This is a genomic window from Agaribacter flavus, from assembly GCF_042646125.1.
Lineage (GTDB): Bacteria > Pseudomonadota > Gammaproteobacteria > Enterobacterales > Alteromonadaceae > Glaciecola > Glaciecola flavus.
This window is the reverse complement of record NZ_JBHRSW010000017.1, coordinates 1-19,335: the sequence shown is the minus strand read 5'-3', so window position 1 is coordinate 19,335 and position 19,335 is coordinate 1. Positions and strand designations below refer to the sequence as shown.

At 40.4% G+C, this 19,335-nt stretch carries 15 protein-coding genes; 11 read left to right on the top strand and 4 right to left on the bottom strand.

All coding sequences use genetic code 11. The features are described 5' to 3' along the window. The first annotated feature begins 124 nt into the window (after positions 1-124). The 9 genes from ACFOHL_RS10575 to ACFOHL_RS10535 all read left to right on the top strand — a co-directional run bounded on the left by ACFOHL_RS10575 (position 125) and on the right by ACFOHL_RS10535 (position 9,741). On the top strand, positions 125-1,741 hold the full coding sequence (locus ACFOHL_RS10575) for a Mu transposase domain-containing protein (protein ID WP_376920201.1): 1,617 nt from the start codon (positions 125-127) through the stop codon (positions 1,739-1,741). Beyond that, on the top strand, positions 1,728-2,543 hold the full coding sequence (locus tag ACFOHL_RS10570; protein WP_376920200.1) for an ATP-binding protein: 816 nt from the start codon (positions 1,728-1,730) through the stop codon (positions 2,541-2,543). The genes ACFOHL_RS10575 and ACFOHL_RS10570 overlap by 14 nt, the downstream gene beginning before the upstream one ends. Further along, positions 2,543-3,364, top strand: a complete 822-nt coding sequence (locus ACFOHL_RS10565) for a hypothetical protein (RefSeq protein ID WP_376920199.1) — start codon at positions 2,543-2,545, stop codon at positions 3,362-3,364. The genes ACFOHL_RS10570 and ACFOHL_RS10565 overlap by 1 nt, the downstream gene beginning before the upstream one ends. Beyond that, positions 3,345-4,304: a tyrosine-type recombinase/integrase gene (locus ACFOHL_RS10560; RefSeq protein ID WP_376920198.1), complete on the top strand. Its 960-nt coding sequence runs from the start codon at positions 3,345-3,347 to the stop codon at positions 4,302-4,304. Before ACFOHL_RS10565 ends, ACFOHL_RS10560 begins: the two co-directional genes overlap by 20 nt. Before the next feature lie 62 nt (positions 4,305-4,366). After that, positions 4,367-4,795 carry a hypothetical protein gene (locus ACFOHL_RS10555; protein ID WP_376920197.1) on the top strand — a complete coding sequence of 143 codons (429 nt, stop codon included), beginning with the start codon at positions 4,367-4,369 and terminating at the stop codon, positions 4,793-4,795. Positions 4,796-4,823: 28 nt separating this feature from the next. Further along, complete coding sequence (locus tag ACFOHL_RS10550) at positions 4,824-5,816, top strand: AAA family ATPase (RefSeq protein ID WP_376920196.1); 993 nt, start codon at positions 4,824-4,826, stop codon at positions 5,814-5,816. An 11-nt stretch (positions 5,817-5,827) separates the two neighbouring features. Then, positions 5,828-8,323, top strand: coding sequence for a S8 family serine peptidase (locus ACFOHL_RS10545; RefSeq protein WP_376920195.1), 2,496 nt, complete (start codon positions 5,828-5,830; stop codon positions 8,321-8,323). Positions 8,324-8,365: 42 nt separating this feature from the next. Continuing rightward, positions 8,366-9,514 (top strand): RHS repeat-associated core domain-containing protein, encoded by a 1,149-nt coding sequence (locus ACFOHL_RS10540; RefSeq protein WP_376920194.1) that lies wholly within the window; start codon positions 8,366-8,368, stop codon positions 9,512-9,514. Beyond that, positions 9,514-9,741, top strand: a complete 228-nt coding sequence (locus ACFOHL_RS10535) for a hypothetical protein (protein WP_376920193.1) — start codon at positions 9,514-9,516, stop codon at positions 9,739-9,741. The genes ACFOHL_RS10540 and ACFOHL_RS10535 overlap by 1 nt, the downstream gene beginning before the upstream one ends. 300 nt (positions 9,742-10,041) lie before the next feature. Here the strand turns inward: ACFOHL_RS10535 and ACFOHL_RS10530 are convergent, their stop codons facing one another. Further along, positions 10,042-10,554 carry a hypothetical protein gene (locus ACFOHL_RS10530; RefSeq protein ID WP_376920192.1) on the bottom strand — a complete coding sequence of 171 codons (513 nt, stop codon included), beginning with the start codon at positions 10,552-10,554 and terminating at the stop codon, positions 10,042-10,044. 224 nt (positions 10,555-10,778) lie between these two features. Between ACFOHL_RS10530 and ACFOHL_RS10525 the strand changes: the two genes are divergently transcribed. Further along, positions 10,779-11,486, top strand: a complete 708-nt coding sequence (locus ACFOHL_RS10525; protein WP_376920191.1) for a hypothetical protein — start codon at positions 10,779-10,781, stop codon at positions 11,484-11,486. On the opposite strand, the gene prsT is transcribed toward ACFOHL_RS10525, so the two are convergent. Beyond that, complete coding sequence (prsT, locus tag ACFOHL_RS10520) at positions 11,483-14,278, bottom strand: XrtA/PEP-CTERM system TPR-repeat protein PrsT (RefSeq protein WP_376920190.1); 2,796 nt, start codon at positions 14,276-14,278, stop codon at positions 11,483-11,485. The genes ACFOHL_RS10525 and prsT overlap by 4 nt on opposite strands. Before the next feature lie 118 nt (positions 14,279-14,396). After that, positions 14,397-15,284 (bottom strand): hypothetical protein, encoded by an 888-nt coding sequence (locus tag ACFOHL_RS10515; protein WP_376920189.1) that lies wholly within the window; start codon positions 15,282-15,284, stop codon positions 14,397-14,399. Between the two features lie 354 nt (positions 15,285-15,638). On the opposite strand from ACFOHL_RS10515, the gene pssA reads away from it, so the two are divergent. Next, on the top strand, positions 15,639-16,427 hold the full coding sequence (gene pssA, locus ACFOHL_RS10510; RefSeq protein WP_376920188.1) for a CDP-diacylglycerol--serine O-phosphatidyltransferase: 789 nt from the start codon (positions 15,639-15,641) through the stop codon (positions 16,425-16,427). A gap of 30 nt (positions 16,428-16,457) precedes the next feature. Here pssA and ACFOHL_RS10505 read toward each other — a convergent pair whose 3' ends face one another. Continuing rightward, entirely contained in the window at positions 16,458-19,121 is a 2,664-nt protein-coding gene (locus ACFOHL_RS10505; protein ID WP_376920187.1) for a trypsin-like peptidase domain-containing protein, read from the bottom strand. Positions 19,122-19,335 lie beyond the last annotated feature (214 nt).

The following is a 19,335-nucleotide window of genomic DNA, read 5'->3' as shown; positions in this document are numbered from 1 at the left end:
GCAGGGCTTTGAGTAAACATCGAATTTTGCTCCGATGTTTATAGAATAGACGATTATTTTGATTTGTCAAAACATTCGTTTGTTCACCTGCGCCTTTGTTTGTTTCTTAACACAAAGGTACATTATGATTAATCCACAATCATTTAGAAATTTAGTGCGCGTATTAGAGCGCCTGAGACAAAAAGCTATTCAAGCCGGTCACACAAGTGACCAAATCAATAAAAGTGCATTATTGGAATCAATATCGAGCCGCAAAATTGGCGAATTTATTGATTGCTCACATCAAACGGTTAACCGCACAGTCACTCGATTTTTAGCAATACACAAAAAGCTACCGGAGACTAAATTGCTCAGCCTAACGGATAACGAGCTCCTGCATTTGTTTTATCCCAAAATGGTAGATAAAGAGTTACCTAAACGCAGACCGCCTATCGCTTTAATTATGAATGAAGCCGCAAAGCGACCTAAAAAATTAGGGCTGAAAATAAAAACGATTTACTTAAACTACCGAGCGCAAGACCCATCAACAGCTTTAAGTATCTCTCACTTTTATTACTTAGTACGGCAAGAAATAAAACAATCAAAACTGGAGTACTTGTTCGAATATGAGCCTGGAGAAGTACTTTGCGCAGATTATGCGGGTATTAAGCTTATTTATTATCCTGAGTCCCCACAAAAGCCAGAACTGTTAGATGTGTTTGTGGCCATATGGGGCTATTCAAATCGCATGTTCGCCGTTGCGAGTAAAAGGCATACCACTAATGACTGGGTAAGAGGGTTTGTAAAAGCCTTCACCCACTTCGATGCTTGTCCGTGTGTTGTGCAGTTTGACAATGGTGAAATGGTTAAGAAATCTGGATTATTAGCAACGCTAACCGAGCAAGCACAATGCATGTCCGCGCACTATGACTTAATGGTGGATACTTCCCAAATAGGGAGTCCACGACAGAACGCGAAAGCTGAAAAAGGCGTTCAGCACATATCAAATAGAGTGTTGGTGCCCATGCGTAAATTACATTTTTCGACCATTGACGAGGTGAATGCGCATTTGTTAGCAGAGGTAGAAAGGCTAAACGATGAGCCATTACAAAAAATAAAAGTCTCGCGCAATGCATTATTTGAAAAGCATGAAAAACCTGCCTCTAAGGGCTTGCCAATCCATGCTTATGCACCCTTTGATAAACGCTTTACGCAAACATCTTCGGCCAACTGCACAGTGACTTATCAAAGTAATTTATACAGCATACCCTTTGAGAAACGAAATCAATTGCTCACCATTGAAATAACAGAAAATAACTTATCTGTATTTCATAACCATCAGTTGATTGCGTCGCATGAACTGCTCTGTGGTGTTAATCAACGACGTATGCTTGATGCGCATAAATCGCCTGCTCACCTTGCACAATCGCACAAAAATAAAGCGTATTTCATGCAGTGGGCAAAAGCTATTGATATAAGCATAGCTAAATTGGTCGAGCGACAATATGAGCGCGTTAACTCTGAGAACTCCCGCCCTGCTGGCAAGGCGTGTATTTATATCCAGAAGCTGTATAAACGCTATGGAGATGAAGCATTTGTAAGTGCATGTAAATACGCAGACACTCATGTTATTACCCAAGTGCAAGAGCTTGAGTTGGTATTACAAACAGAGATCCATTCAGATAACAACGAAACGCAAGCGCCGCTTGTGCTTCCTCAGCATAAAAATATTAGAGGAGCACAATACTATGGCAGTAATTAATAACGAAGTGGTACTGAGTAATATCAAATCGCTTTGCGAGCAAAAACGCTTGATGCCCATGTATCGTGCACTCATAGAGTATATGTCCCAAGCAGATGAAAAAATCGATTTTTACGAATGTTTTCTCGCCATGCTGCAACTGCAAATCGACAACGACCATATGCTTAAGGTCGGGCGATTACGCAAAACAGCTAAGTTGCGCTGGAGCAGTGCCACGTTGGAAGACTTTAAAGAAGCCAGTCATCGAGCGGTCGATTTCAAGATGTTGGCGCAGTTAGCTAAATGCCATTGGATAGCCAATTTTCAGCACATCATTATTACCGGTCCCACAGGCGCAGGTAAAACCCACTTGGCGTGCGCATTGGTTCAGTCTGTGATTGAGCAGGGTTATACGGCTTTGTATATGCATTTTCCAGCGCTTATTCGCCGTTTAAAAATGGCCGAGCGGGCGGGAAACGATGAGCTTACTAAGCTACGCAGGCAATTATCAAAAGTGCGCGTGTTACTCATTGATGATTGGGGCATTCAGCACTTATCAAGCGAAGAGCGCCATTTGTTGTTTGAATTGATTGAAATGCGAGACCAAAATTCGTCTTTAATCATTACGTCGCAATATCCAACGGATGTTTGGCACGATGCCTTTCAAGACAAGGTGGTTGCCGATTCGGTGTTAGACAGAATTGTGTCATACGCAATATTAATCGATTGGGACACTGACTCTTATCGTCGCAGAAAAGGTGCGGCGTTAGCGAAAGCAAGCAAGGAACGTATTACCAAACCACAGTCAAAGGGGAATAAATAATGTTGCATACGTCACGATTGGACACGACGCCTCGTTTGTTTACTCACCCTTTATTAGAAAGGGATAAGTTTGTTATTGAGCAGGAAATACCGCTATTAATTAAGCACTACCACGAGTGTTTACTTGATAGCCCAAAACCATTGGCGTTTGTCAAGAACACATTGGGGCTTTCGCTATCGCAAGTTAAAACCCATGATGTCGGGTTTGCTGACCGCTCATTAAGTCTTCAGTTGCCAAGACCTAAAGCGATAGACGGCAAGAAACTGCGAGGCTCATTGAAGCGATTGTCGATATTAAATGCAACTGGTCATGAAAGCATGAGAGGGTGTATTACCTTACCAATAATCGAAGACAATCAGCCAGTCGCCGTATTTGGTTTACGTTATGACCGCCCAAGACGCGGTGCTTCGCCAACAAAACACAGTTGTTTTGGGGTAAATCCTATATTCACATTACAAGGTTTAGGGGCGGTGGCACTTCGGTGTAATCACCCGTTAGATGTGATTGCTTTGGATAAATACGGCTATCAAAATGGCTATTCGGAGCTTGAAGATGAAATGTCGGAATTAAGCTGCGATATGTTACATCAACTAGGTGTGTCGATAATCGTCTACTTCTCTGACCCAATGGGAGCAAGCTTTAATGTGCACAACGCTAAAACATTGGCTGCTAGATACAACATTATGCTGTGCGAGGTACGTTTACCCTATAAAGTCATGAATATTGGCAAGTGGGACGCTTTACAGTGGAAGGTTTTCGAAGCACGGCTAACAAGAGCACTAAGCAGTGTAGGAGTGCGCAATGAGCGATACCAAGCCTGAATCTTTTGCTGCATGGATAAATTTTTACCTAGATGATTGTTGTGCAAGCGGGCAGTCCTTGCGGACTGTCCGCATTAAACGATGCAATTTAACTCTTTTTGTTAAATGGTGCTTAAGCGAGGACATTGCGTCGCCGGCAGCGGTTAGTAAAAAAGTGTTAGAAGCATATAAACGATACTTAAATACTTACATCAATTCAAGGACGAATAATCAATTGTCGCTTGGCACCCGCAAGAACAGACTAACCGCCGTTAAAACTATGTTCACACGAATGGTGTATTTGGAGGTGATTGCAACAAGTCCTTTGGCAGCCTTTGAGTTGCCTAAAGTACCTAAACGTTTACCAACGGCATTTTTAACATTTGAAGAGATAGAGGAAGTATTTGCACAAACCCTCATGTATGGATTAAAAGGCATGCGCGACCGCGCCATGCTAGAAACCTACTATGCAGCGGGAATAAGGCGAATGGAGCTAGGCAACTTAGAGATAAGCGACATCAATTTCAAAACCAAGAAACTGAGAGTCAACAACGGAAAAGGCGCGAAAGACAGGCTTGTGCCCATTGCTAAACGAGCAAGAGAGTGGATAAGACAGTATTTGCAATTTAGCCGACCGTCATTAAAGACTTTTCATTCGGGGCAAACATTATTTTTAAGTAATTCAGGCGGTAAATTTGGTGAAACTCAGCTGTCTGAATTGGTCAAAAAATACTTGTTAATGGCGGGGTATGATGTCAACGCTGCCTGTAACGTTTTTAGGCACAGCGCGGCAACGCATATGCTAGAGGGCGGCGCGGATATTCGCCAAATACAGGTCTATTTGGGGCATGCTGACATATCCACTACGATGGTGTATACGCATATTACTAACCCAGAGTTGGAAAGGACTTATGAGAAGTCGCATCCTGCTGCCAACGAGCAACCTCACATAGATACCTGAGCAAAACTGTGCTAAATTAAGCGCAGTTTCTGACAAATATGTGAATAGTACTTTTGACCGTTTTGAAAACAAAAGATATCTGTGAAGCGCTGAATATTAAGCGACATCAATTGCGAGCGTGGACTGATGCGCTAGCGCCATACAGTAAGCAAACTACTCATGCACGCTCTGCTCGTCGGTTTGATACGGGCGATCTATTGTTCTTTGCGACGGTTCAACATATTGAGAAGAAGTTTGGTCTATCTATCAGTGTATTTGCCAAATTATCACAATGTATTTATGACACGGTTCGCTCACCGCGAACAATAAATGATCATGAACGAATATTTTTGGATATAAATAGTCAAAGATGTTTTATTACTGATACATTGGATATTGATGCCGAGGGAATACTTATTGATATTGCGCCAGTTAAGAAATTGGTGAGTGGTTTTTTAGAGCTTACACCAACTCAAGAACAAATACATTTTGGTTTAGCAAAAGTAAGCTAACGACTATTAATATTACGGAAGACACATTATGGCCACGGCTGAACAAATAAAAGCACTTTTAAAAAGTCATGCAGACCGTGACGATACTCGCTTTTATTCACTTGCAATACAATTGGCTGCAAAGGAAGCGAGAAAAGGCCACACTAAACTCGCTGATGACATAAAAAATATCATCGAAAAATCACAAACATCGAATATGAAACCAGTTTCTTCTGCACCCGTTCAACTCAAAAAAGTGAATTCAGGTGAGTTACAGGGGTTGTTGGAGCATACGTCTCATTCAGTCAGATTAAACGAACTTGTTCTTTCGCCCGAAATAGTAACAAGGTTTGAGAAAATCATTTTCGAACAAAGGCAAAAAGACAAGTTGAGTCGGTTTGGTTTAGCGCCAAGTAGAAAGCTAATGTTCGTTGGCCCTCCTGGCACAGGTAAAACTATGTCTGCCTCGATGCTAGCAACTGAACTAAAGCTGCCGATGTATACGATTGTTCTTGATTCACTTATCACGCGCTTTATGGGAGAAACCGCGTCCAAGCTAAGGTCAATATTCGATCATATTGCTCAAACACGAGCGGTTTATCTATTTGATGAGTTTGACGCAATAGGTGCACAAAGAGGCGCTGCAAATGACGTCGGAGAAATTAGAAGAATCTTAAATTCTTTTTTAATGTTTGTTGAGCAGGATAATTCAGATAGTTTAATAGTCGCTGCAACTAATCATCCAGAGTTGCTAGACAGAGCGCTTAACCGTCGCTTTGATCAATTTATTAGTTTTTCTAAACCAGACCAACCCCAAATTGCTGAGTTAATTGAAAGAACCCTAGCGTTATTCGATTTAGACCAAGTAAGCATGAGTCCAATTTTAGATACTGCTGCGGGTTTAAGCGCTGCTGAAGTGACCCAAGCTTGTGAAGATGCTGCCAAGGAATTCGTGCTCCATAACGATGCGCTAGTTGATGAAGAAATTTTATTAGCTGCATTTGAAAGAAGAAAATCAGGAAAATCTTTATTTAATTACTAATGAGGTAGTCTGTGAGTGAAAGGAAGCACCATTTAAAACTTCAAGGGTTTTACACCAATGAGAATTATGAGTCAAAGCAGACTGCTAGAGGCGCTACTGTACCTTTAAGAAATAGAGGCCAACACGGGTCTAGCCTAAGACGTGAGTTCTCTAATGCACTAGCTAGCTATCAACAAATAAGACAAACAATCGATTCCCCATTATCTGAAGAGCTTGGGATTTACATTGAGTTAACTAGCTTCCCTAACCTGCCACTGCCTTTTGATAGTATCGACAATAAAAGTTTTAGATTAAAAAGCCTTTCTAACAAAGATAGTATTGAACACGCCATCGTGTTCGTGCCGGAATCTAAAAGAAATGTGTTTCACAAAAAAATTGAGGAATATCTTGATAACTCGCGATTGAATGAAAAGGGTGAACCGAGAAATCATAAGCTGATTGACAGTATTCGGTCTGTTCGCTTAGCCGATATCAAATCATTTTGGACTGATAATCCGGATTACTTTCCAGAAGACAGAAACCAGCAAGTCTGGATAGAACTTTGGCTAGGCAAAGATAGTAATACTTCACAAGAATTTGTCTCACTGCTTGCTGAAAGGCTCGGTGGTGAGCTTGGAAACTCTTCTCAAACGTTTTTTGATTGCACTGTTCACTTGATTAAAGTTTCAATATCTCAGCTAGAGAATGCTGTTTACCTGATCTCAAATTTAAAAGAACTTCGCCGGGCAAAGGAAGTTCCCGTCCCAATCGTATCTAGCGAGCCACAAGAGCAGCTCGAATGGGCAAATAACGTGCTTCAACGAATTAGCAATCCAAATGATGTAAGCACATCGGTAGTAATACTTGATACTGGTGTAAACTATAACAATCCCTTGCTTTCACCTTTTAGCAATGCAAGTTATTCGGAATGTTGGCTTCCCACTTGGCCGCACTACGATAATTATATTTTAGGTAGCCCGCCATACTCGCCCCATGGCTCATTACAGGCAGGTATAGTAGCTTACGGTGATTTACAAAAAGCAGCGTTGTCTAATGATAATATTGAGATAACGCATATTATAGAGTCTGGAAGGATTTTACCGCCCACTGGAACCAACGACCCAAAACTCTATGGTGAAATTACATTAGGTACGCTTAACAAATTAGAGATCAATAATCCAAACATTAGCAGAGTTTACTCGTTGGCTGTTACATCCGATCCAGAATACTTAGGAGGACAACCTTCGTCTTGGTCTTCTCAATTAGACGATTCTGCATTTAACTTTAGCGAAGATTTTAATCGATTATTTATAATTTCAACAGGTAATAATAGAGCAATCTCGCCTTACGTGGATTATTGGGAGCAAGCTCACTTATCTCAAATTGAAGACCCAGCGCAAGCATGGAATGCAATTACGGTAGGAGCTTACACAGAGTTAACGACAGTTGATGAATATGACTTTGACGATTGGTCTCCTTTTGCTGAAGCAGGAGATGTAAGTCCATCCGCGCTTACTTCTGTTAATTGGGGCTGGAGGCGTCAAGCACCTTATAAACCTGAATTAGTTGCAGAAGCTGGCAACAGATTGTTATCACCAGATAAACAATCTCTGACTGAAGCTGATACTGTATCGTTGCTTACAACCTCAGGTAGAACAACAGGTCAACTTTTTGAAACCACTAGAGATTCGAGTGCGGCTACTGCAATTGTATCTAATTATGCAGCTCAACTAATGTCTGAATACTCTGAATTGTGGCCTGAAACTGTTAGGGGACTACTTGTTCATTCAGCCAATTGGACTGATAAAATGTCGCAAAGGTTTAATGCCCTCAAAACAGCTCACACCCAAACTGTTGCGAAGGAAACAATGCTTCGCAGTGTAGGCTATGGCGTTCCAAATTTTGAGCGTGCAAAGTATAGTTTAACCAATGAACTTACCATGGTAGCTGAAAACTTTATCACACCTTTTGAAGAAGGCTCTAGCGATCCAAAACTTGGAAATATGCAACTCTACCAATTGCCATGGCCTGCATCAGTGCTGCGGGATTTACCCAATAATATTAATGTAAAACTAAAGGTGACGCTCTCATATTTTATTGAACCCAATCCGAGTCGAAGAGGCTTTAAGCAACGTTACAGTTATCAGTCGCACGCATTAAGGTTTGAAGTGATAAGGCCAGGACAAACAATTAGCAATTTCAAAGGAAAAGTGAACGCATTAATGGCCGACGATAACTATGATGGACCAGAGGGAGACGGGTCTGGTTGGAAGTTTGGTAGCGATTTCAGAAAGCGGGGTAGTATACATTCCGATATATGGACGGGATCGCCCCAAGATTTAGCTGATATGCATACAATTGCAATTTGCCCTGTAGGTGGTTGGTGGAAATATAAAACAGGGTTGGATCGTTGGCAAAATGACGTGCGGTACAGTTTACTTATTTCACTCGAAGCGCCAGAGATTGATATTGATCTGTACTCTGAAATTGTTACATTAATTGAAAATGAAGTAACGATAGAGACTTAATCTTAAGGGTTTATTATAGGATCGTAGAGCCTTCGTATCCATATGAACGGTCGGATCTACGATCAAAGCTTGGGTAGGTTCTTACAGGCTGATCCGTTTATTCAGGCACCTACAAACAGCCAAAGTTTCAACCGCTACAGTTACGTGCTGAATAATCCGTTGAGTTATACGGACCCTAGTGGGTATTTCTTTAAAGCTTTAGGTAAATTTGTTAAGAAATATTGGAGGCCGCTTGTTGCTGCCGTTGTTGGCGTCATAACTTATGGTGCTGCGTCTGGTTGGGTCGCAACATGGGGCGCTACATGGGGTACGGCGGCAACTGCGACGAGCGCCGCCACACTGACTTGGGCAGGAGGCGCGGCGGCGGGGGCAATCACGGGGTTTGTGGCCGGTGCCGTTGGCACAGGTTCATTGAAGGGAGCCTTGCGTGGCGCATTTAGTGGGGCAGTGTTTGGTGGTATTGGTTCTGCAGGTTGGAGCGCAGAGACAACGTTAGGTGCACACGCGCTAGGTGGCGGCATAATTTCGGATTTGCAGGGAGGTAATTTTGGGCACGGTTTCGTAACAGCCGGCGTAATGAAGGGCGTTGGAATGTTTAATGGTGCTAGCAAAGGAGCGAGTATTTCTGAAATAGCTGGCAGAGCTACAATTCAAGCCATTGTTGGAGGAACTGTCTCTCGGGTTACTGGAGGTAAATTTGCAAATGGGGCGGTTACAGCAGCAATTCAATACACTGTAAATAGTTCAGCAACAGCAATTCAAGATGGTTGGAAAAGCTTCTCGAAGGGGGCTTCTCGATTTTTTGGGAAGATTCTAGGCACTTTAGGAACTCTACTAACATTAGAAGATACAATGCGAAGACATGCTCATTTGAATCATTATACAACTAATGAAAATAGAGCTTTAATAGATGAATCCGGGGCTATCTTACCTGGTCCTAATTCTGGTAAGGTATGGATGACACCAGATACATATGCGACTGGAGAGCAAGCTAGAGCTAGTCTTGCTTTAGACAAAACCCCTGATGGATACTACAAAGTCCCTTTGACTAACATCCCTCCAAAACCTTCGCATGTGGGAAAAGTTGAACCTTGGAATGGAGAGCCAGGAGGCGGAACGGAAGTCATTTTTGAAACTCCAATAAGTATCGAGAATGCTGAATGGGTGCCTATATCATCGGGAGGAGGCTAATGCGCAAATTTTTAGTTGGTTACGATTACGGCTCAGGCGGTATTTGGAGAGTTATTATTGCGGAAAATTCAAAGCAAATTCTTGAAGAGTATCCTGAACTTGTCATTCAAGACAACAAGCCAAGTTGGATGTCAGAGGATATGTATAGAAAATTGCTTAGTGAAGCAATAAACCTGTCTGATACCAATAATGTATTTTTTAATTCAATTAGATCTCAACGGGCTTGAAACCAACAACCATATGAGGAACGTTAAACAGGACACCCACCCTTTTGAGTACCAAGGGGTCAGAGAACTTGAAAAGTTGATTGTTTTCATTTAGTTAAATATTAATGCCACAATAGTGAAGCATTTTTTATGTCCGCTATGGGCAGAATGTCCAATTCTCTAGGCAGCGTATTTCGGTAGGGGGTAAGTAAACAATAGCGGTTGAATAGGCTAAAGGTGGCTGTGCCACTAATTTGGTAAGTTCTGGTCCATTTGATTCAGAGTGTTGGTCCAATCAAAACGTGTTGTTGGTTCTATTCGTCAATGTGCGTGGTCCAGAGTGACCGTAATTTGCAATAGTTGTGAAAAATCGGGTTGAGCAAAGTTTGGGGATACTACCCGAACTTCATCCGAAATCTGGATACCATCGGAAATATCTTCATTGGAGTCAAGAATCAAAAGTAACCTGTAGATATTCTGTACTCGAATATCTTCTGTGTTACTGTCTGCAATATCGAGAATAGTAATAAATTCCTGACCTTCTGTTACCCCAAACTCGATTCCGCCTAAAGAAAAGGTTATTCTTTCTCCTTCTTCATAATTGAATTTTCCTTCGCTATCCGTGACTCTCTGTTCTGATCCAACTTGGTATGTTAACCCTTGAACAATTGGGAATAATCTGCCACTTACCAACACGGGGGAAGGGCTTGAAGGAGGGGGAGAGCTTACATTACTATCGTCACTAGTTGGTGCGCTACTGTTTCCGCCTCCGCAGGCAGTGAGCAATATAAATGTAAATGTTAAATATAGCTTGCAAGGTAGATTCAGGTTCATCAATTTTCCTTAATGTCTGAACACTTTTATAGCTCTGTAGGGCTACGTCATAAAAATGAAGTGGAGATGGACTTTTAGTATTTGGTTAAAAAATGACCACTTATTTCGATTCTGTCAAATAAAATTGCTCTTTTTAATGCGATGTCGCAGTTTTCTTTATTGGGTTTTATATTGCATTGGGTGTTGGGCTGCTACTGATTGTTGTCAATCTTACAATCCCTAAAATGATTGGACCCGCTTTAGCCGTTATTCAAATTTCTCTTTTTTATGCTGTAGTGTTGTCTGAATTGGTTTTACAGGTACAAAAACACAGGCTAATAAACCGAGCTTTGATTCACGGCGAAATAAGATATCAAACTGAGCAAAATGGCGAACAGGCATCCGCTTTTCGGCTTTTAGGATTGTTCGTAATTTTGTTGGTGGTCATGCTCGCTACATCAATTCTTAGCAATAGCGTGATGTCTATTCCGGCAGCATTGTTCATCTTATCTATAGCGGGTATAGGTGCTTTTTCATCATATGGGAGCGCGTGTTTTCCGTTGATAGTGGGGGCGTTCAAAGGCGTAAAGGAGGAACAGCAAGTTATTGCTATCTACATGTTTTTAAACTATCTGGGGAGATTGATAATCTCTGCAGGTACGATTTATCTCTTGGTTAATTTGACTTCAATGTTAAGCACACTCGACGATATTAATCAGTTATATACACGTGTATCTGAATCATTAGTTGGGATTTTTTCCGCGGTAGTCCTTTACCTGTGCTTTATCAAAACACTGATGATATCTTTGCCAACGAATGCCAAACGACAGGTTGAACATTTGTCTTTTGTTCTAGAGGAAAATAAACACAATGCGCAGGTGTTGAAGACTTATTGCGCCCTTGCAATCATTGTTGTAATCGCAACGGTAGCTGTTATTGAAGGTACGCTCTAATTTTCACCCTTAACTGCTTGAAGATCTTCGTTCAATTCTTTTATTTTGTTGGCGACAAGCGTTACATTGGGGTTGTTTAACGCTTCAAGTATCATGTTTTTTGCTTCGTCAATCCGAGATAGTTTGTGCAGAGTATAGGCCAAGTGATACTGAATTTGTGCATCATCAGAAAGTAGGGTGTACGCTTGTCTTAGATATGTTAACCCTTCTTCTAGTCTTCCTTCTTTAACAAGTATCCAGCCTTTGGTATCAATTATTTCCGCAGAGTTGGGGGCTTTTTTTAATGCTTTGTCGGCATAGTATTTAGCTTGCATTATATTGTCGAGCTTTTCGAGATATAGCGTGGCGATGTTATTGAGGACAATACTCTGATTTTTATAGCTTTCTTGGTCAAGTGTTTTATATAAAGACAATGCCTCTTCAATTCTATTTTGCTGTAAATAATAGTCTGCTAGGAGGTTTGAAATAAGTATTGGCGTGGTTTCACTCTCAATTGCTTTACTCACAATTGCTTCAAACTCTTTACCCTTGAATCCTTTTTGAGCTAGCTGATAAAGCTTTATTGCTGCTATTACATAAGTGTTATTCATAGAGTAAGCAGCTTTGTATGCTTTGTGTGCTTTCTCTATTTTGCCTTCGATAGCCGCAATTTCACCTTCTAATAGAAGTAAAACTGGCGACTCAATGCCTGTTGCTTGTAGTTCTTTTAGTGAGGATTCGGCCGACGCGACATCTTCTTGAAGTAAATATACTTGAATCATTTCAACTAAAACAGGTGCCTTGTTAATGGCCAGTTGTTCAGCTGTGCTTAAGGATTTTAATGCGCCATTTACATCGTTTGCAGCCACTTGAAGCTTCGCAAGTCGCAGTAATTTATTCAGGTCTTTTGTCCACAATCCAAACAGAACGCGCAATTCGTTCGCGGCTTTGGGGTAGTCGTTTGACTCGATAAGTAGTTTGGCTTTTTCTTCAATATATGGCGTAAACAAGAACCTGTTTCTGAGGAGTGCATCGAGTTCTGAGATGGCTTTTTCTTTTTCTCCCATTCGCTTGTACACTTGTACCAGTAATTCAGAAGCATATGTGTCATCTTCAGTAAGAGATTTAGACAGATTCAATGCTCGTAAAGCGCGCTCGTGGAGATCCTGTGCAAGTAGGGCTTGCCCCATTAAAGTATGGAGTGATGCATCTTTGTTATCTGTTTCGATCAAGCGAGAGAGGATATTTTCGGCTTGGCTGTATTGCCCTGTGTTAATGAGCGCTATCGCTTTGTTTTTTCTAGCTGAATATGAAGCACTATCATGCGCAAGTAAATTGTTGAGTATTGTTATCGCTTCTTGATATTGAGTTTTAGCAATGAGAATCTCTGCCTTAATAATATGTGCTTGTGATTCATTTGGGAGTCTTTCAATGAGCGTATTCACTTTATCCAGAGCTTTGTTTAGCATGTCGTTTTCACGGTAAATATCGATTGCCGTGTAGACAGATATTGGATCGAGTTGGTTTGCAAATAGTCCTTCAAAGAGCTGTAAGGCTTCTTTGTTTTTTCCGCGTTTCAGTAAAGCCTTAATTCTTGCAAATACAATATTTGGATTGTTTGGCTTATGTATTTTACTTATCTCGTCAAGCAGGAGCTCACACTTAAAGTTTCTTGGGGATTCTATGTAGAGGTCACATAACAAGATATTCAGGGTTAAGTTGTTTTTTATGATACTTTGATTTTTATCTAAGAGATTCAGCGCTTTAAAAGATTGGTTCATCTTTATGTAAGCGTCTGCCAAAATACCGATCGCATTTACGTCTTTACGGTTTTTGATTAGATAGCTTTCAAGCTCTGTGACGGCCTGTTGGTAGTTTCCCGACATATAGGTAGCTAAAGCCATTACAAAGCTAAGTTCTGCTCTTTCCGATTTGATTTCGTCGGGCAGTAATGACAGTTTTTGATTGATTTGCGAAAACACATCCTCATCTAGCATTGTATCACTCGAATCAATAAGTTTACCGTATAAGAGCAAAGCAAAGGGATCATCAGGCGTTTGCTCGATAATGCTTTCGACTATTGATTTTGCATTTTCCAGTTGATTGACAGCCAAATATGCACTAGCCAACGTTCTTTGTATTAACGGATCTTGTGGGGCTATATCAAAGGCTTTTTTGAAATATATTAGCGCTTCTGCGTTATTATTTTTGCTCTTTTCCAATTGCCCTTGTAAATGCAGTGTACGCTGGTCATTTTCGTTAATAGCAATCAGTTGCTGGATGTAGGTTTCTGCTTTACTGCTTTGTTTAGTAAAAAGATAAAAATAAGCAATGGATTGAAGCGCTCTTGGAGAAAGCGCATTGATTGCCAGCGCGTCTAGGTAAAACTGTTCAGCGAGTTTGTCGTTGTTGGTGTTGAAAGCGGTGGTTGCCTTTATTAAAGCCAATTCAAATTTGTTTTTTTGGTTAAGGCTTGCGTCTTTTAAATTAAAAATTGCAGATTCATCGCCTAAATACAAGTGTATCTTAGCCAAATCTACAACGACTATATTTTCATCCGCTCCTGCTGCGATAGACTCTTCAAATTCAATTAATGCATCTCGAGCAAAGCCTTTAGAAAATAATGTCTTTCCCATGAGTATTTTGGATGGCAAATGGTTCGGAGATTGTTGAAGCGCATTTTTTAGGTAAATGTAAGCACTTTCCACATCATTTTTGTTATAACTCTGAAGTGCTTTTTCATAAGTATCTGATACTTGTGAAAATACATTTACAGAGAATAGTAGTGCAAAAATTGTAAATAGTGCTTTCAAGTTAACCTCTAATAAGGATGACGGAATTTCTATGGTAACCGCAGTCGATTAAATTATAAATTTTTATCGGCAAAAAAAAACGTCCCACGAGAGGGACGCTTTGTTAGTAACATGTTTGTTATCGACGTCGGAGATAAATAAAGCCAAATCCGATGAGAAGAAACGCCAGTGCTGCGGGCGCATTTACTTCTGCTGATTGCGGTGTCGAGTCTCTAAATACTAGGTTATTTATAGCACCAGAGCCGGGCATATTCACCACTAACTTAGTCACGCCGAACATATTACTGTAGTTTTCTCTTTGATAGTGGCCATGCCCAATTCCGGGTACATCAGCTTCTCTAACCGTGTTGTTTGTCAAGAAAAAATACAATTTAGTCGCTGGCTGTCCGAATTGAGACTCTGTTACTTCTACGTCAAAGAAGTCTAAACTTAGTATATCTACAGGGTTGTTTGTGAATTCGAAGACAAAGAACCCTGCTGGTCTGGTGCCTTCATCGTCCGGATTACTACATTCATTGCCATTACAGGTGTTGTTCTCATGTATAATTAGCACATTGCCCGGTTTTTTATATGTTTCTCTGCGCTCATCGCTGTATAAATCTTCGTAAAATTCTTTGCGCTCGCTAAGCGGGTCATAAAATTTCTTTACGCTGTCAGTACCTTCTCTTGACTCATACTGTGTTCCATTGTTGAAAAACTCTAGATCTGGATCCGCTGTATTTTCTAGTGAGGTGTCAAAAGTCGTTTGGCGTTGTGCTTTGTCACCACCATCATCTGCACAAATACCATTGATTTGATCTGTGCCTGAGCTGACTGCACCATTGATATTACAACCGCTGATTTGCACGCCCCAGCTGCTGTATTCGTCATCAATTATTTGTCCGTTTTGTATAGCATTTCCATTGGCGTCTAAGTCAAAATCCAAAACACGTAACGCGGCATGACTATTTGATGCGACAAAAATGCTGCAACAAGTCACAATTGAGCTTAATATTGTTTTTTTCATTGCTTTCCCAAAAGAAGAAATCCTTAAAATCATCTATAGCCTAAAAAGCAAAAAGTATTCCAATGTATAAGTGCATGATTTTAAATTTAAATGTTTGTTAAATTTTGCTTCGTGTAAAAAATATGGACACAACAAAAACCACACTATTGCTCACTTAACATTGTGGAAGTCTTTGAAAGCATCTCGCTATTTTTGTAACACTGTCGCTTAAACTAAGCTATTTAGCCCTTACTTTAGCTATTATGTTTAATTTTAAAGTATCGTCAATTATACACACTAATTCTGTTGTATCACGCCTTTCAAACTCGTCTGCGAATATGTATTATTTAGATGGATTGTATTAAGAGAGATAAGATGACTAAAAGACGTGGGATATATTTACTTCCTAACTTATTGACTACCGCCGGTTTATTTAGTGGCTTTTATGCGGTCGTTATGTCCATGAACGGTAAGTTCGAACATGCGGCTGTAGCAATTTTTGTGGCTATGATCTTTGATGGCCTAGACGGTAGAGTAGCTAGAATCACTAATACTCAATCTGCTTTTGGTGCTGAGTACGACTCAATGGCAGATATGGTTTCATTTGGCATTGCACCTGCTTTGGTGGCGTACAATTTTGGTATGACCGAGCTAGGTAAAGTAGGGTGGTTAGCTGCGTTTGTGTATGTCTCTTGCGCTGCGCTGAGACTCGCAAGGTTTAACACGCAAGTTGCAACGGCTGATAAGCGCTTTTTTCAAGGTTTGGCCAGTCCTGCAGCTGCGGCGGTTGTAGCAGGCATGGTGTGGGCTTGCCAAGATTATGATTTGAATGGACATGACTATGAGTATCTCGTAGCCTTAATCACTGGCATGACAGGTGTCTTGATGGTGAGTAATTTTAAATACAATTCGTTTAAAGAAGTCGATTGGCACGGTAAAGTGCCATTTGTGGCGATATTGGCGATTATGTTGGTGTTTATCATCGTTGCAACGGCACCTTCGCTCGTTTTGTTAACTGTATTTTTACTTTATGCAGTCGCAGGGCCCATCAATACATTTAGAACAGTCGATAAGGTCACATTGGAGGATTTGGTCGGTGATACGGAAGCTGATGCAGATTTTGATGAAAATACTGCATCAGATGAAGACTCCGAGCTGAAGTAATCCAAACGAGTCACTATAAGCTCACCGTTTTTAGTGTACCAATTGAGAAATTGGTTCAAATGCCCATACTTTATTTAATCGCTTGTAATACAGTGTGGGCCAGTAATAGTTTTCTTCTCTCACTTGGTATTCTGACAATTGAAAGTTTTTATCCAACCGTATCGCTTCAACCGAAGTAAACTCTCCTGAATGTTTCCCCTCTAAGGCATTGACCACATCAGTTAAGTTTAAAATTATATGTCCATCAATTGACAGTATGCATATGGGATCTACATTCATTGCGGTATATAGTGGTGCTCCAAAATATCTAAAGCCAACTCGGATACATTTGTCTCTGATTCCTGCTGGCGTGCTTATCACGGTAGGTATTTCATGTATAACGGCACCTCCCCATATAATGACTTCATTTAGCATTAGATAAGGCGATTCTCTCAAGTTAATACTCAGATCTTGAATTTTTCCGTCACGCAAAATAGTAAAGTTTTCTGTGGGTTCATCAAACGATAGATACAAATTATTCAAAGAATTTGCATCATCAGGAGCCTTTAGAATTATGTCTCCCGAAGCAAATCCACTTTGTTCTAGTTCCTCAGCTTTGGTTACGTATATTTTCCTCTCAACTGAAGTGCTAGCGTTTGTTGGTAGTCCGAGTTCAACAGCATTTGCGTAGCTAATGTAGTCAAATTTGTCCTTGATCTCAAAAACTTGATGATTGTTAATTTTATAGTCATTGATAAACGCGCCGATTAGTTCTGAAGGTATAATGCCTAAAATACCGTTGTTTTCATCATAGCCTGGCGCAATCGCCAAAAGTTCACCGTCTTTATTAATATAAATAGAAAACTCATCTGGAATGTAACTTACATCTCTAGTATCAAAAGTAGTTTTGCCGTAATAAACTGCTTCCCAATCAATACTGACATTTGTCGTAAAATCTTGATGCGCGGTTCTGCCTATGAGTTTTACTTCGTTGTTAGAATATTCTTCCAACCTTTCAGTGGTGACTTGGGGGATCAGATCTTTTGAAATTTTAAACTTACTTAAATTCGCTTTTATCAGCACCATATTCAGGTAAGGATGTATAGCTTCAACAGAGGCAGAAGAAGAGTTTCCATTGTCAAAAAATACGTTTACTTGACTAAGGCTAGAATCGATTATGTCTTTGTTTGTCAGAATTAGTCCTTGATTAATATCTAAGATGACACCTTTGCCTTTTCTGATCACTTCTCGATTTATGTTAACCTCTATTGGTCTAAATACCTCTATCTCAACAAGTGGCGAACCAACGGGTTTTCCGTGAGTGAGTTTTTTAGACTGTGCTATTTCGTCGGAAAATTTAATGTTTTCGCACTGCCAAACTTTCTTCTCCAAGGTATTTCTGCAATGCCTATTGATAAAAAATGGCGCTAAATTTCGCACTCGTTTGTATTCTTGATCTTTTTGGTTGTAGACATAGCGATATCTAATACCAAAAGTTGAGTTAATTGGAATTTTTTGAAAGATCTTTTTAAGAGAATCTAAAGACGAGACGGCTTGTCCATTGATTTCCTCTAAACGTGCAAAACTACTGATATTATGCCCACCAAAAAACCGACCCGGTGCGGTCAACAAAACTCCTTCCACCGGCACATTAAATTGCCTTGCAGTACTCAAGCCAATAGGAATAAATACGGCTTTACCTAATTCTATATATTGGTCAGGAACCAACTTAAAAAGATCTGATACTTCCAGAGTAAGTGAAACTTCTTTGTGATCTCTAGAGACTAATAATTCAATTTCTTTACCCACATTTTCATTCAAAGTCTTTTCTAGTTGAACAAAATTACTGATGTGTTGGCCATTTGCAGAGAGCAGCAAGTCACCTACTTGCAATCGAGAATATGCGGGGCTGTTCTTGACAATATGCCTAACTTTCAATCTTCCAAGTGCTTCAGGCGTTTGTTCTCGGAGCGCAGTTATTGCGCTTACATTCCAACCAAACTCAGAAAGTTGGTTGAAAGGTATATGTTCAAGAACAGACTGAAATGTGCCTCGGCGAACTACTTTTCCTTCTAACACTTTTTTTATCGTCGGTAATATTATATCCATGGGTAAAAAAAATGCTGCTGCCGTATCACTCCTTCCGCCAGCGTTTATCGCTATTGCTTGATTTGATTCATTTAATATTGGCGAACCTGAGGAGCCCCCACTGGTTCCTAAAGCAGCCTGCATGTAAAATGTATTGTAATCAGTCGTAGTACTATTATAGTCGGGTGCGGTTCGATCTAGTCTGGATAGTACTCCTTCGATGATTGATAAGGCTTCTCCCCCATCATTTCCATATAAGCGCACTTGGTCTCCGACTTGAGCTTTTGTACTTAATTCTATTGGAATTATCTCTAGGTCCTGTAGCTCCCTTGGGTTGTACCTAAATACACCGTAATCATGCACTGGGTCGCGATATACAGGCGTAAGTGCCAATTTCTGTTTGTTTGAGAATTCACCATAAGCCACGACTGGACCTACATTCAAAATATGCTTGTTTGTTAGTATTAAGCCTTGCTTACTATCGATTACAAAACCTGTCCCGACTCCTGAAGAATTGTAGCCATCATCCCAGGGAGTCACTTTATTAAATTCTATATTCACAACTGCATTAATGACTTTATCGTTCGATAAGCTGCCTGTTGAGTAAAAAACAAGCGAAGCTATCATTATTACTATTCTTATTTTTAAAAGAGGATTCATCCGTTACGAGACCTAAATACTACTGTTTATCAGGGCTTGTATTATCGAATAAGTGATGCAACAAATAAACGCTTAAAAATTTATTAAAAAACTTATTGCTTTTGAAAAATTCTTCCGTAGAATGCGCCTCCGCTGTCAGGGGTAAACACTTCAGATAGCGATAAGTCAGTCAGAATAACGG